Raw genomic sequence first — 15,371 nt, 5'->3', positions numbered from 1 at the left:
CCATATATGAAAAATAATAAAAATGCATCTACTAGTGGAAAACCAATAGTACATGTATTAAATCCTTCATGCCAAATAGAAGATTTAGAAATTGGAAATGACTATGAAGGAGTTATTACCAGAGTTGAAAAATATGGGTTCTTTGTAAGTCTAAGTAAAAGTGTTTATGGACTTTTAAGAACACGTAATCCTAAAGAAAAAGTAGGAGACAAAGTAGTAGTAAAAATTGCAGAAATTAAACCACATAAAGGTAAAATGGATGTTGATTTAAGCTATTCTAAAATAAAATATGGTAATGATTACGAAATAATAACAGTAAAACGTAATGTAAAAAGAACAAAAATTGCAGACTTATCTGAAGATAACATAGGTCGTAATGTAGCAATTCAAGGAGAAATTATTCAAATCCAACAAACAAGTGGACCTACAATATTCACAATACGTGATGAAACTAATATCACATGGGTAGCAGCTTTCAGCGAACCAGGAGTAAGAATGTATCCTGAATTAGATGTAGAAGATATTGTAGAAATACTTGGTGAAGTATCAGTCCACAGTGGAAAAATTCAAATTGAATCAGAAACCATAGAGAAACTCGATGAAGAAGAAGAAAATAAGCTTAAAGAATTAATCGAAGAAGCTATGGATAAAAAAGCAGCACCTGATGATACATCTGTAATGATAGAAGAAAGTGAAATTCTTCAAAAACTACGTCCAAAACTCGCAGAAGCTGCAAAAGCAATTAGAAGAGCAATACTTGATGGAAGATCAATACTTGTACGTCATCATGCAGATGCGGATGGTATTTGTGCTGGAATTGCAGTAGAACAAGCAGTACTTCCAATACTTAGAGAAGAAAGTAATGATGCTGATGCAGAATGGCATTTCTTTAAAAGATCACCAAGTAAAGCCCCATTCTATGAATTAGAAGATGTAGTTAAAGACTTATCCTTTGCATTAGAAGATATGGAACGTCATGGACAAAAACTCCCATTATTAGTATTACTAGATAATGGATCTACAGAAGAAGATGTAGCTGCACTAAGACATTCAAGAGTTTATGGAATTGAATCTATTGTAGTTGACCATCACTATCCAGGAGAAGTTGAAAATGGTCGTTCATTAATTGATGATTATGTAGATATACATGTAAATCCATATCTTGTAGGTGGAGACTCACAACTTACAGCAGGAGCACTAGCAGTAGAATTAGCAGGAATGATAAACCCTGATGTACGTAATCAAATAAGACACTTCCCAGGAATTGCTGCAGTAGGAGATCATGCAGAATGTATGGAAGTAGATAAATATCTTGAAATTGCAGAAGAAGAAGGATATTCACGGGAAGATCTTGATAAAGTAGCAACATGTATTGATTTTGAAGCATACTTCTTAAGGTTTATGAATGGACGAGGAGTAATGAACACCATCCTTGGATTAGAAGATAAAGAACGTCAAGAAGAATTACTAGATGTGTTAATAAGTGAATCTGATAAAAGAGTGGAAACACAACTTAAAGCAGCAATGCCTAATGTTGAAACAGTGTACTTTGAAAATGGTATACAATTTAATAGATTAGATGTTGAAAAATATGCACATAAATTCACATATCCAGCACCTGGTAAAACAACAGGATATGTTCATGATAAACTTGTACAAGAAAAAGGTGAAGATCAACCAATAATGACCTTGGCAAATGGTCCTGACTTTGCAGTATTACGAGCAACTGAAGTTATTAAAAATGATTTTAACTTTAATTTAAACTCTGTAATTACAAAAATACAAGAAGAACTTCCTCAAGCTGGAGCTGATGGTGGAGGTCATGAAGTTGCAGGATCATTGAAATTTGTAGAAGGATTACAAGAAGAAGTTTTAAACTTATTCATAGAAGAGGTTAAAAATCTTAAACTATAATAAATAACCTTCTAATTAAATTTCTCTTTTTAAAAGAGAATTAATTACTCTTTTTTTATAATAGTATTAAATAACTATTTTTGAATTTAAATTACATGTCTTATCTTTTTAAAATAAATAAAAACCTATAATTTTAGTAATTTACAATTAATAAAATAGTGAAACTTATTAGTTTTGATAATTATTTTTAAATTTCAATTACAATTATCTTTTAAAAAAAATAAAAATAAAAAAACTTTTTTAAGTTCTTTTTGATTGGTATTAGTTATTTCATGTTTTTCCATCATCAGAAAGTGCCCAATTTGGATTAATATTTGTTATTGTATATCCATTTGTACATATTAATGTACCATATGAATAACCATGAGCAGCTGCAGCAGATGGGTCAACATTAATCCATTTACCATCATCTTTTACTCTACACCATACATGCCCAAATGTTTTTCCACTTTTACATGTTACTGTTCCTCGAACAATTTGTATTTCATTAGTAAATCCCATTTCTTTATAAGCAGTGTAATAAAGTTGTGCTAAGTCTGTGCAATTCAATCCTTGATTATTTGCTATTCTTTTAAGTTCAGTTGATAATGGATATATGTCATTATAGTAATAATCATATTTGAATTTCTTAAAGTTATTATATAAGGATACAGGTCCTGTTACGGTTATGCCACCATATTTTTCAATTGTTTTTATTACTTCATCTTTACTTGTTGAAGTGTTTTCTTGATTCATTTTTTTTGCATGTTTTTGGTCCAAACCATCCATCAGGACTATTTCCCTGATTTTCTTGTAATTCTTTAACTGCTTGTTCTGTATATTCCCCATAATCACCATCCACTTCTCGTTTGTAGTATCCCTTGTATTTGAGAATTTCTTGTAGCTCTTTTACTTCACTACCCTTACTACCTAATTTGAGATCTATTGTTTCACAATTTAAAGTCATTGTTTTCAACTCCTTTATTTATTTTTTATTCATCCTATTTATTAATATTTTAGTAGATTATATTTATTTTTAAAAAAGGAATAATTAATCTAATTTTTTAATTAGTAATATTTCAATATAATATTCATTATATTAATCATTGCTCTTTTCTTCAGAGTTTTATAATTTTAAAATTTTATATAATTCTTTTTTTGAAAAATAGTGTTTCGATTAAGTTTATAATAATAAAGTTATTTTTGGAGGATAATTATTAATTTTTAAAAAGAAATAAAGAAAATTTGTTAAATACTTTCTTCAGAATTATATAATTCACAAATATTAGTAAATGGACATTCCATGTGTTGAGGATTAATTGGTTTGCATATATTTTGACCAAATTGTACCATTAAATCATTAAGAGGCAGCCAATATTCTTTAGGTAGTATTTCTCTAAGAACTTCTTCTGTTTCTTCAGGTTCTTTAGTATGAACTAAGCCTAATCTATTTGAAATTCTATGAACATGAACATCTACAGGTATAGCATCTTCTTGAAAACCAAATACTAAAACACAGTTTGCTGTTTTTCTTCCAACTCCAGGTAATTTAATTAATTCTTCAATAGTATCTGGTACAATACCATCATATTCATCTAATAATATATTAGATACTTCTTTTATTCTACCTGCTTTTACATTGTAAAAACCTGCCTGTTTAACTAGTTCTGCAATTTTTTCTACAGGAGCTTCAGCAACTTCGTCCATGGTTTTATAAACACTGAAAAGTTTTTCTGTTGCTTTATCTGTATTTTCATCACGTGTACGTTGTGAGAGAATTGTTCTAATAAGTACTTCGTATGGTGTTTGATCTTCAAAGGTTCTTCTTACAAATATTTTTTCAAGTTCATCTATAATAAACTTCATTTCTTCTTCTGTAAAATTACCTTTCATACTTTCTTTAACCATATCATCACCTATTCTGTGATTTTATTCATTACTTCTAAGAAATTAGGGAAAGAAATATCGTAACATGCAGCATCTTTTATAGTTATATGTCCTATTTTAAGTCCAAGTACATAAAATGCCATTACCATTCTATGATCCATGTGAGAATCCACATGTCCTCCAGTTGGATTTCCTTTAATGATTAATCCATCACGTAATTCTTCAACATCAACCCCAACATTTTTTAATTCAATTGCACAGTTATGTACACGGTCTGTTTCCTTAAAACGTGCATGTTCCACACCTGTTATTTTAGATGTTCCTTCTGCTTGTGCCATGAGAACTGCTACTGTTGGTAATAAATCTGGAGCATTTTCTAGATTTATATCAAAAGATTTTAAGTTACCATCACTTTCAATATGAACTTCACCCTCATCAATTTCTACTTTTGCACCCATTTTTTGGATAATATCCACAATTATTTTATCACCCTGCATAGATTCCTTGTATAAGTTTTTAATTGTTATGTTGGATGGTATCATTGCTGCTGCTGCAAGTATGTATGAAGCAGAAGAATAATCCCCTTCAATAGTGTAGTCTACACATTCATATGTTTGTGGTTCAATATAATATGAGGAGTATTCTGGTATATTAGTTGTATCATATTCAAATTCTATTCCAAATTTACTCATTACATCTAATGTCATGTTTACATAAGGTTTAGATACAAATGTTCCTTTAACATTTAATGTTACTGGACGTTTAGAATAAGGTGATGCCATTAGTATTGATGAAATAAATTGACTACTTACATTTCCTTTAATATCTGTTTCTCCACCATCAAATCCTCCCTTTACTATTATTGGAGGTGTTCCATTACTTTGTGATGAGTGTATTTCTACACCTAAGTTTTTAAGAGCATCCATTAAATCTTGCATTGGTCTTTTTCTTAGAGATTCATCACCTGTGAATATTGTATAATTTGCTCTTGGTGCTATTGCTGCTACACTACTTAATACACGTACACTTGTACCTGAATTTTTTACATCAATTATGTTTTCAGGTGTTCTTATATACCCAGCAGTACCTTGTACTATGCATTTATCAGGATATCTTTGAAATAATGCACCTAATTGTTCACAGGCTTCAAGTGTTGCAAGAGTATCTTCAGAATATAATGGATCTCTTAATATTGATTGACCTTCTGCTAATGCTGCTGCTATGAATGCACGATGCGAATAACTTTTTGATGCTGGAGCTTTGATACTTCCAGAAATTTTATCTATTTTTTCAACTTGTAAATCCATATTTATTATGCTCCTTTTTAAAAATATAAAAAAGATATGAAAAGTTTTATAAATATTTTTTTTTATTGCTGAACTTCAAGAAGTATGTCTTGTTTTTCAGTTCTTAAAATATCTACAACTTTTCCTGTTTTACTTACTAATTCAGATTCAGTAGTTACATGTTCTGATGTAAATGATACATCACCAACTTTTACTTCACCCTCTTTAGCTAGTATTTGAGCTATTTCTTCAGGATTATTATTTGTTATATAATCAATAATTTTTTTAGCATTTTGTTTGAATTCTGGTCCTACTTTACTCATAACAGGTTCCATTGCAATAACTTTTTCATGTAAATCAGGTTTTCCACTTTGAACTGTGATATTTTCTACTTTATTTGTGTTTTTAATATCTTCAATCGTGAATTCAACTTTTTCAACATCATCTGTGTATATATTAACTGTTGATAGTAATTGATTTAATGGTATTCCATGAGATGATTTGTATCGTCTTAATTCATCAATTATATCAATTGCATAGCTTCCTATAAGTTCAATATCATCACTAATTGCTGTTTCATCAATTTCAGGCCATCCTCCTTGATGTAATTCAAGTGATGATTTTCCTAAATATTGACTAACATTATCTGAGAAGAATGGAGTTATTGGAGCCATTAATGCTAATACTGTTTCAATTACTTTTTTAAGTGTGTATTTAGCATCATCTGTAGATTCTATATCTTCATATAATCTGTATTTTACAGCTTCAATATATTCATCACAGAAATCATGCCATACAAAGTCATATATTGCTTGTTCAGCATTTGCAAAGTTATATTCTTCAAAAGATTCTGTCACTGTTTTATTTAATCTGTTTAGTTTTGATAAAATCCATTTATCAATTATATTATCTCCACTTAGTTGTGTTGGAACATTATCATCTAAGTGCATACTAATAAATCTAAATGCATTCCAGAATTTACGTAGGAATTTATATGCATGTTTAATATCTTTCCAACCAAATGGAACATCTGCTCCAGGTACACTGTTAGCAGACCATAATCTTAGTGCATCTGCACCATATTCATCAATAACTTCTTCTGGAGCTATCACATTTCCTAAGGATTTACTCATTTTATGTCCATCTTCACCAAATACCATACCATTTATTACTAATTCATCAAATGGTTTTTCACCTGTTAGTGCATAACATCTAAGTATTGTGTAGAATGCCCATGTTCTGATGATATCATGTCCTTGTGATCTTAGTGTTGATGGATATACTTTTTCCCATCCAGGATTTGGCCAGTTAGCTATTGTTAATGGAGTAATTGAACTATCCATCCATGTATCTAAAACATCTTCTTCTGCTGTAAAGTGTGTACATCCACAGTCACATGCATGGTCTGGTTGGTCTATTGTTGGATCTACTGGTAATTGTTCTTCACTTGGAAGTACTACATTATGACAGTCATCACAGTACCATACAGGTATTGGTGTTGCAAATATTCTTTGTCTTGAAATACACCAGTCCCAATCCATACTATTTGCCCAGTTTTCTAATCTTTGATACATATGGTCAGGTATCCATCTCATACTACTTGCTTGTTCAATGATATCATCAGTCATTTTTTTAACTGCTACAAACCATTGTTTTTTAGTCATTATTTCAATAGGAGTTTTACATCTCCAACATAAACCTACATTTTGGTCTACATCTTCTTGTTTGATAAGGAACCCTTCATCTTTTAAATCAGTAATTATTGCATTACGACATTCTTTAATAGACATACCCGCATATTTACCCGCTACTTCAAGCATGTCTCCTTTTTCATCAATTGCATCAATTATATCAAGATTGTATGTTGTTACCCATTCAACATCAGTTTTATCCCCAAATGTACAAATCATTACTACTCCAGTACCATACTCAGGTTCAACTTTTTTATCAGTGATAACATTAACTTCCCTATCATATAATGGAAGTTTAATTGTTTTACCATGAAGTTGGGTGTATCTTTCATCGTCAGGATGTACTACAATAGCAACACATGCACATAATAATTCAGGTCTTGTTGTTGCAATAGTTGCATTACCAGACCCATCTGCTGCAGGGAAATTAACATAATTTAATTTTGTAGTATTATCTTTATATTCAACTTCTGCAAATGCTATTGCTGTTTCACAACGAGGACACCAATTAATTGGATGAATATCTTGATAAATCATATCCTGGTCATATAATTTAAGGAATGATAATTGTGTTCTTTTCTTATTTTCTGGAAGCATTGTTATATATTCATGATCCCAGTCTTGTGAATAACCCATTTTACGCATTTGAATTCTCATTTTTTCAATATTTTCATGAGTTAAATCAATACAATAGTCACGGAATGTTTCTCTAGAAACATCATTCTTCTTAATATCATGTATTTCTTCTACTTTTACCTCAGTAGGTAATCCATGACAATCCCATCCTTGAGGGAATAAAACATCAAAATTATTCATACGTTTATAACGAGCTATAATATCCATGTAAACCCAGTTTAAAACGTGCCCCATATGAAGTTTTCCTGTTGGATATGGTGGTGGTGTATCAATAATATATGTAGGTCTTGTACCATCACCTATAAAACGGTAAGTATTGTCATTTTGCCATAAATCTTGTAATTTTTCCTCACTAGTGTGATCATAATCCTTTGGAATATCATTATTACTCATTTAATATGTATCTCCTAAATTATGTTAATAAAAATAAAAAAATATCAATTATGATAAGAAATTTATGAAAAAATCAAATCAAATGATAAATCTGCATTATATAATATACTATATGTTAAAAATAGAATATAATTTTATTTATCTAACAATAATAAAATAAGCAAATAAGTACTAAAAATATAACAAAATTACTAAAATTATTTTTTTAAAAAATATCCTAAATATACATATATTCAAAATAATAAATATTGTATTAAAACTTTTAAAATTAAAGGTAATATTTATATTATATTTTAAAATAAAATTTATAGTTTATCTCTAAACTTTTATACCATTTATTTGAGATAGTTTCTAAGTTATTTTTTTGATATGGATGATTTATTTCTATCTAGTTTACTTTGTTGTGTGGCTAGTCATTATCTTAAATTATAATTCATATGGTTTAAATTTTTCGAAAAGAACTATATTTTCATTATCTATCCACAATATTTAGAAACCAAGTATATTTAAGGGAGATTTCATGACATTATTATCAATTATAATACCTGTATACAATGATAAAGACCATATAGATTACTGTCTTAAATCCGTTTTGAATCAGAGTATAACTGATTATGAAGTAATTTGTGTTGATGACTGTTCTAGCGACATTAGTTATGATAAGGTTAGATGGTATGCTCTAAATGATTCACGAGTAAAACCATATCAGATGAAGAAAAATTCAGGATCTGGTGCTTGTAGAAATTTAGGTCTTGATGTTGCACAAGGAGAATATATTGCATTTTTAGACTCTGATGATTATTTTCCCGATGATAAGTCTCTTGAAAAACTATTAGACATAGCTCAGGAATATAATGCTTCACTAGTAAGAGGAAATATTCAATTTGAAGAATATATTGAAGATGAAAAAAACTATAAAATTCACTATGGAAATGGACGTTTTCCACAAACAGATGAATTAAAAATATATAAATCAGATGCATATGGAATGCCCTGGTACTTTTATAGAAATATATTTAAAAAAGAATTATTCACTGACAAAAATATTAGATTTCCTAATTTAAAAAGAGGTCAAGATACGGCATTTTTAGCAAATATTCTTAATAATATAGACTACTTTGTACATGTCCCAGTAACTAGTTATGCATACAGAATACCCTTAGAAAATAAATTAACAACATTTGACAAATTCTTAGCATATTCTAAATCATTTTATGAAACATTAATTTATTTAAAAGAAGATCAATTTGATAAATTAATTGATGATGTTATAAATGAATTTATTAAATTAGAAAAAAGAGAAATTCCTATAGAAATTAACAATGAAGAACAATTAAATAAATTTAATGAAATGCTAAATGAATTAGATGAATATTGTAAAAATACATATTCTGAAAAAAGATATAATAAAATAAAAAATTCAATAGATAACCTAAGTAAAAAAGCTTATGAAACTCATAAATATGCTGTGTCCGTTATTATTCCTGTATATAATGTTGAAAGATATTTAACTTTATGTTTAAATAGTATAATAAATCAAACACTAGATAGAATTGAAATAATTTGTGTAGAAGATTGTTCACCCGATTCATCTAAAGAGATTATTAAATATTTTGTTGAAAAAGATGAACGTGTAAAACTCATAGAAAATAAAGAAAATAAAGGACTTGGTGCTTCACGTAATGTGGGTTTAGCCCATGCTACTGGAGAATATGTCATATTTATTGATTCAGATGACTGGTTAGACAAAAATACTCTTAAAACATTGTATGACTACTCCAAGGAAAATAAATTGGATGTTTTAATGTATAAATTAATTAATTATGATGATTTAGAAAATAAATATTATACTCAGGAGTATTATGATTTAAATCAACTGGATAAATTTAAAAATAAAATATTTACATATAAAGATGTTCCAGCTGCAGATATATTTAAATTAGCTGTGTGTGCAGTGAATAAATTATATTCAAGAAACTTCTTAGAAAATATAAATGCTAAATTTCCAGAAAATATAATTCATGAAGATAATCCATTCTTCTATCATGTTTTCTTTGAAGCAAAACGTATGGGTATTGTTGATAATCATTTCTATAATAGACTTAGACGTCAAGGATCTATAACAACTAATGATGGTCCATTTGTTCTAGGTTCTGTTGATATAAGTTATCAGATATTAGAAGTATTCTTAAATAATGGATTTTATCCAGAATATAAATCATCTGTTTTAAATTATATTGTGAATTTCTTTAGATATAGATATGATGTTATTAATGAAAAATATAGACATACCTATTATAAAAAAGAAAAAGAATTTTTCTACAAATTAATTAATGAACATGAATTAGAAAAAGATTTAGAAGATAACTTAAATAAAATTAATAAACAATATATGAAAAACATACTTATAACTGAAAATCATGATGAATTTCTTAAAATAATTAATAATAAGTAGGAAAATAAGAATAATAGGAAATAATATTTTTAAATTAAAAAGTAATATTTAAAATAATTTTCAAATTTTTTCTAAATCTGATTGTATTTTATTAGTAAGTAATTCTATATTTTTATAATTATTTGAAGATATAACATTATCATATTCAATTTTTTTATTTAACTCATTATTTTTTTCATTAAAATTATTAAAATTATCTTTTAATGTTTCATTAATTTTAATCAATTCTTTTAATATTTGACTTTGTCTTTCATCAACTTTAAATTGTTTTCTATTTTCTTTAATTAGAAGTTTATTTTCATTATATAATACTGCATTTTCTTTTTCTAAACCACTGATTTGCTGGGTTAAATCTTGATTTATTTTTTTAATTTCATTTAATTCAGATTTTATCATTTTATAATTATTATTTTCTTGAATTAAATTATGCATTATCTTTTTATTTTCATCTAACTCTAATTTAAGTATATTATAATTTGTTTTATAAAAATTATAACTATTACTCTTACTTATTAATTTTTCTTTAATTTTATCAATAAATGACATGAATTACACCTCATATTATAATAAAATAGTTATTTTCGTAACTTTAAATATTCATGATATGCAGAATCATATTGTTCATTTGCTACATGATTATAAAAATTATACAATGAATCATATTTTACTGTTTTATCACAAGCTAAGAATAATTTAAATAAACGATTTGCACTTACCACAACGTCCTTAAAATCATCATAATTTAAATTAGATAGACGTATTCTTTTAGTGATTAAGTAATTTACTGCATTTAATGGTACATACCTATTTTCAGGATAAAATTCTGAAAATAAATCATATGATTTAGTATGAACTTTCATTAAATCAACCAATATTTCCTTAGTATTAAATACTGACAAAGATTTGGATGTTCCATCACCTTTCCTTATTTCATATTCTACAATTACTTCATCAATAAATATAATTCCATTTGCATGAAATAATGCTTCTTGACTAAAAATTAAATCTTGTCCTGATTTATATCCTAAAAATTCAATATTATTTTCTTTGAGGAATGATTTTCTATATATTTTAGTCCAGATTGAAGGAGATAGTTTTAATAAATCTATATTTTCAAGTACTGAGTTAACTTTAGTTTTATATTCTAAACCTAAATTAGTCCATTGAATTTTTTCACCATTGCGTTGAGTAATATTAATATAATTTCCACTAACTACATCCACATTATCATTTATTATATTATTATATAGTATTTCACATGCATTTTTTGTATAATAATCATCATGGTCTAAAAAGGTTATGTAATCTGTTGATGCATTTTCTATTCCTTTATTACGAGCATTTCCAGGACCCATGTTTTCTTCAAGTAATATTACTTTAATATTAGGATATATATTGGCTTTATTTATTATAAAATCAATAGTTTCTTGTTTAGTAGAAGCATCATCTACAAGTATTAATTCAATATTATTAAATCCAATGGTTTGATTCATCACAGAACCTATTGATCGTTCTAGATGCTCAATTTCAGCATTGAATATTGGCATAATCACAGATAATTTACAATTTTCACAAATTCTTCTAGAATATTCATTATTAATTTCAGATATTTTCTTTGTTTGTTTGAGTAATTCTTCATTTTCATGATATAATTTTAATTTCTCATTTTCTAAACTTAAATTCAAATTAATTAGATTAGAATTATCTTCTTTTAATGAATGAATAATTTTAACATTATCATCACTAGTTTCTCTTAATAATTGAATAAGTTCAGCATATTTATCACTATCATATTCTAAAGAAGTGATATTATTACTTAATTCACTATTTTTTGTTTCAAGTTCCTTGATAAGTTTATTATTATTTTCCTGTTTTTTTTCTAACGAATTAATTTTATCCAAATCTTTTTTATTCTGCTTTTCTAACGAATTAATTTTAGATTTATTCTTATTAGTTTCATTGATAAGTAATTTATTATTATTTTGAAGACTAATAATTTGTTTATTTTTATTATCTATATCCTTAATAAACACATTATAATTATTTTTATAAAATTTGTAACTATTACTTTTATTAACTATTGAATTTTTAAGTTTATCTGTGAATGACATAAGTATACCTGAAATTTAGTATGATTAAAAATTAAAATTTTTTAATTAATTAATAAAATATTTATCATTATTTAGTAATAAATTAATTGTTTTTTAATAGATAAAACATTGGAAAAAAATAGGTGAGAAGTTGGATTTATCTAAAATAAATTAAAATTAAAGTATAATTCACTAAAAAAATTATATAAATAAAAAACATTAAAACAAATGAATGAATTTATACTTTTAATTTCTGATATTCATAATAGGCTTGTTTATATTCATTAGTTACCACACAATTATAGAAATTTATTAATTTTTCATATTTTAATGTGTTATTATTATCTAAGAATAGTTTAAATAAATATCTTGCATTTACTATTAAATCCTTAAATTCATCATAATATAAATTAGAATTACTTAATTCATCCATAATCCAATTATTTAATAAGTTTAATACCAAATAATCATTTTCAGGACAAAATTTAGAAAATAAATTATATAAGTAGATATATACATCCAATAATGATTTTAATAAATCTATTGTATTTTGTAATTTCATTTGATTACTTTTAGAATCCATTTGAGATTCATATTCAAGAACTATTTCATCAATGAGTATAATTCCTCTAGCATAAAATAATGTTTCTTGATTGAAAATTAAATCAGAACATGTTTTATAATTATAAAATATAATATTATTTTCTTTTAGAAATGATTTTTTATATATTTTAGTTAGTATAGAACCTATTTCAAGTAGTTTCATATTTTCAAGTACTGATTTGAATTCTGTTTCATAACTTAAATCATTATTTTTAAAATTACAAGTCTTATTTTCTGTAATGTTAAAATAGTTTCCACACACAATATCTACTTTATGGGAGATTATTTTATTATACAATATTTCACATGCCTTTTTTGTATAATAATGATTTGAATCTAGAAACATTATATAATCAGTTGAGGTATTGGTTATTCCTTTATTATATATATTTTCATTATCATTAAATTCCATTATCCTAATATTAGGATATTTTCTAGAATATTCTGTTAAAGTTTTCTGAATGTCCTGATTTTTAGAATTATCTACTAGAATTATTAACTCAATATTATTAAAACCTATTGTTTGATTTAAAATAGAATTAATTGATTTTTCTATTAGTTCTTGTTCATTATTAGAAACCAGTAAAAGTATAGATAATTTACAATTTTCACAAAATTTATTATATTCTTGATTAATTTTAGTTTTTTCAGCTAAATTTCTTTGTAGAACATCATTTTCTTTTGACAATATAGATACTTCTTTTTTAAAAATAGAATTTAGATTGATTAATTGTGAATTATATTCTTCAAGAGAATCAATAGAATCTACTTGATTATTAGTATTATTTTTTAATATCTCTGTAATTTCTTTTTTTTCTTTAATATCCTGTTTTAATAAGTTACATGTATTATTAATCTCTGATGATTTTAGTTTTAATTCTTTGATTTCATTATTTGTAGTTTTAATTTTATCATTTAAAGAGTTTCTATATTTATTGCTACTTTTATTTTCAGATAATTTTTTTATATATTTTTCATCAGACTTTATTTCATTTCTCATTTTATTAGAATTAAATTGTATGTCTGAAATTATTGTATTTTGTCTGTCCATTTCATTTTTAAGTCGGATATTTTGTTGCTGATAATACTGATAACTATTACTCATATCAAGTATAATTTCTTTGATTTTATCCACGAAAAACATATTATTCCCTAGTTATTATCTAATTTAATGAAATCATTAATTTATTACTTATAATATATATTATTATATAATAATAAACTAAAGGGTTATTTATATAGCATTTGTATTTTAGAATTAAAATTATAAATAACATCAAAGTATTTAAGAAGTATATGGAGTTTTATCATGAAATATGATTATTTAATAGTAGGATCAGGTTTATTTGGATCAGTTTTTGCACATGAAATGAATAAAATAGGTAAAAAATGTTTAATTATTGAAAAACGAAATACTATAGGTGGAAATATCTATACTGAGAAAATAGAAGGAATTAATGTTCATAAATATGGTGCTCATATATTCCACACAAGTAATGAAGAAGTATGGGATTATGTAAACCAGTTTATAAAATTCAATAGATTTACTAATTCACCAATTGCTAATTATAAAGGTAAATTATATAATCTTCCATTCAATATGAATACATTTTATGGTTTATGGGGAGTAAAAACTCCTGATGAAGCTAAAAAAGTTATAGAAGATGAAAAATCTGAATATGAAACTAAAAACCCATCTAATCTTGAAGAACAAGCAATAAATTTAGTTGGACCTACAATATATGAAATTCTTATAAAAGGCTATACTGAGAAACAATGGGGTAAACCATGCACACAACTACCAGCATTTATTATTAAACGATTACCTGTACGATTTACATTTGATAATAATTATTTTAATGATTTATACCAGGGAATTCCTATAGGTGGTTATACACAACTTATAGAGAAATTACTTGAAGGTATTGAAGTTAAAACCAATGTAGATTACTTTGAAGACAAAGAAAAATGGAATAATGTGGCCAATAAAATCTTGTTTACTGGAATGATTGATCAATTCTTCGACTATTGTTATGGTGAATTAGAATATAGGGGCCTAGACTTTGAAACAGAAGTTAAAAATACTTCAAATTATCAAGGAAATGCTGTTATAAATTACACTGAAGCTGAAATTCCATATACACGTATCATTGAACATAAACATTTTGAAAATAGTGATTCTGAAAAAACAATAATTACTCGAGAATACTCTAAAACTTGGAAAAAAGGTGATGAAGCATATTATCCTGTGAATGATGATAAAAATTCAGAAATATATTCTAAATATGAAAAATTATCTAAAAAATATCATAATATCTTATTTGGTGGAAGATTAGGTATGTATAGGTATATGAATATGGATGAAATTATTAAAGAAGCACTTCAATTAGTAGAACATGAAAAAATAAATTAAAAAATAGTATTCCTCCAAGAAGGT

The 15,371-nt window shown here is 26.0% G+C and carries 11 protein-coding genes; 3 read left to right on the top strand and 8 right to left on the bottom strand.

Annotated elements, in window-relative coordinates:
- Positions 1–6: 6 nt before the first annotated feature.
- Positions 7–1,914 carry a DHH family phosphoesterase gene (locus NL43_RS04590; protein ID WP_069592868.1) on the top strand — a complete coding sequence of 636 codons (1,908 nt, stop codon included), beginning with the start codon at positions 7–9 and terminating at the stop codon, positions 1,912–1,914.
- A 270-nt stretch (positions 1,915–2,184) separates the two neighbouring features.
- Here the strand turns inward: NL43_RS04590 and NL43_RS04585 are convergent, their stop codons facing one another.
- The 5 genes from NL43_RS04585 to NL43_RS04565 form a co-directional block, all read right to left on the bottom strand.
- Positions 2,185–2,682, bottom strand: a complete 498-nt coding sequence (locus NL43_RS04585) for a transglutaminase domain-containing protein (protein ID WP_158005554.1) — start codon at positions 2,680–2,682, stop codon at positions 2,185–2,187.
- Positions 2,621–2,860 (bottom strand): peptidoglycan-binding protein, encoded by a 240-nt coding sequence (locus NL43_RS04580; RefSeq protein ID WP_069592866.1) that lies wholly within the window; start codon positions 2,858–2,860, stop codon positions 2,621–2,623. The genes NL43_RS04585 and NL43_RS04580 overlap by 62 nt, the downstream gene beginning before the upstream one ends.
- Positions 2,861–3,141: 281 nt before the next feature.
- Positions 3,142–3,801, bottom strand: a complete 660-nt coding sequence (gene nth, locus NL43_RS04575; protein WP_069592865.1) for an endonuclease III — start codon at positions 3,799–3,801, stop codon at positions 3,142–3,144.
- An 8-nt stretch (positions 3,802–3,809) separates the two neighbouring features.
- Entirely contained in the window at positions 3,810–5,087 is a 1,278-nt protein-coding gene (aroA, locus tag NL43_RS04570) for a 3-phosphoshikimate 1-carboxyvinyltransferase (protein WP_069592864.1), read from the bottom strand.
- 62 nt (positions 5,088–5,149) lie between these two features.
- Positions 5,150–7,786: a valine--tRNA ligase gene (locus tag NL43_RS04565; RefSeq protein WP_069592863.1), complete on the bottom strand. Its 2,637-nt coding sequence runs from the start codon at positions 7,784–7,786 to the stop codon at positions 5,150–5,152.
- 520 nt (positions 7,787–8,306) lie between these two features.
- Between NL43_RS04565 and NL43_RS04560 the strand changes: the two genes are divergently transcribed.
- Positions 8,307–10,241, top strand: coding sequence for a glycosyltransferase family 2 protein (locus NL43_RS04560; protein WP_069592862.1), 1,935 nt, complete (start codon positions 8,307–8,309; stop codon positions 10,239–10,241).
- A 60-nt stretch (positions 10,242–10,301) separates the two neighbouring features.
- Here NL43_RS04560 and NL43_RS04555 read toward each other — a convergent pair whose 3' ends face one another.
- The 3 genes from NL43_RS04555 to NL43_RS04545 form a co-directional block, all read right to left on the bottom strand.
- Positions 10,302–10,787, bottom strand: coding sequence for a hypothetical protein (locus tag NL43_RS04555; protein WP_069592861.1), 486 nt, complete (start codon positions 10,785–10,787; stop codon positions 10,302–10,304).
- A 29-nt stretch (positions 10,788–10,816) separates the two neighbouring features.
- Positions 10,817–12,352, bottom strand: coding sequence for a glycosyltransferase family 2 protein (locus NL43_RS04550; protein WP_069592860.1), 1,536 nt, complete (start codon positions 12,350–12,352; stop codon positions 10,817–10,819).
- 217 nt (positions 12,353–12,569) lie between these two features.
- Positions 12,570–14,078, bottom strand: coding sequence for a glycosyltransferase family 2 protein (locus tag NL43_RS04545; protein ID WP_069592859.1), 1,509 nt, complete (start codon positions 14,076–14,078; stop codon positions 12,570–12,572).
- Between the two features lie 165 nt (positions 14,079–14,243).
- Between NL43_RS04545 and glf the strand changes: the two genes are divergently transcribed.
- On the top strand, positions 14,244–15,347 hold the full coding sequence (glf, locus tag NL43_RS04540) for a UDP-galactopyranose mutase (RefSeq protein ID WP_069592858.1): 1,104 nt from the start codon (positions 14,244–14,246) through the stop codon (positions 15,345–15,347).
- Positions 15,348–15,371: the final 24 nt, after the last annotated feature.

It is taken from the genome of Methanosphaera sp. WGK6, from assembly GCF_001729965.1.
Lineage (GTDB): Archaea > Methanobacteriota > Methanobacteria > Methanobacteriales > Methanobacteriaceae > Methanosphaera.
The sequence above is the reverse complement of the archived record's forward strand: the minus strand, read 5'-3'. Positions and strand labels throughout refer to the sequence as shown.

What these genes read in the sequence shown, in the direction of transcription:
- NL43_RS04545 (WP_069592859.1), bottom strand. Translation starts at nt 14,078, where the DNA reads ATGTTTTTCGTGGATAAAATCAAAGAAATTATACTTGATATGAGTAAT.
- aroA (WP_069592864.1), bottom strand. Translation starts at nt 5,087, where the DNA reads ATGGATTTACAAGTTGAAAAAATAGATAAAATTTCTGGAAGTATCAAA.
- NL43_RS04585 (WP_158005554.1), bottom strand. Translation starts at nt 2,682, where the DNA reads ATGGATGGTTTGGACCAAAAACATGCAAAAAAAATGAATCAAGAAAAC.
- NL43_RS04580 (WP_069592866.1), bottom strand. Translation starts at nt 2,860, where the DNA reads ATGACTTTAAATTGTGAAACAATAGATCTCAAATTAGGTAGTAAGGGT.
- NL43_RS04555 (WP_069592861.1), bottom strand. Translation starts at nt 10,787, where the DNA reads ATGTCATTTATTGATAAAATTAAAGAAAAATTAATAAGTAAGAGTAAT.
- NL43_RS04590 (WP_069592868.1), top strand. Translation starts at nt 7, where the DNA reads ATGAAAAATAATAAAAATGCATCTACTAGTGGAAAACCAATAGTACAT.
- NL43_RS04560 (WP_069592862.1), top strand. Translation starts at nt 8,307, where the DNA reads ATGACATTATTATCAATTATAATACCTGTATACAATGATAAAGACCAT.
- nth (WP_069592865.1), bottom strand. Translation starts at nt 3,801, where the DNA reads ATGGTTAAAGAAAGTATGAAAGGTAATTTTACAGAAGAAGAAATGAAG.
- glf (WP_069592858.1), top strand. Translation starts at nt 14,244, where the DNA reads ATGAAATATGATTATTTAATAGTAGGATCAGGTTTATTTGGATCAGTT.
- NL43_RS04565 (WP_069592863.1), bottom strand. Translation starts at nt 7,786, where the DNA reads ATGAGTAATAATGATATTCCAAAGGATTATGATCACACTAGTGAGGAA.
- NL43_RS04550 (WP_069592860.1), bottom strand. Translation starts at nt 12,352, where the DNA reads ATGTCATTCACAGATAAACTTAAAAATTCAATAGTTAATAAAAGTAAT.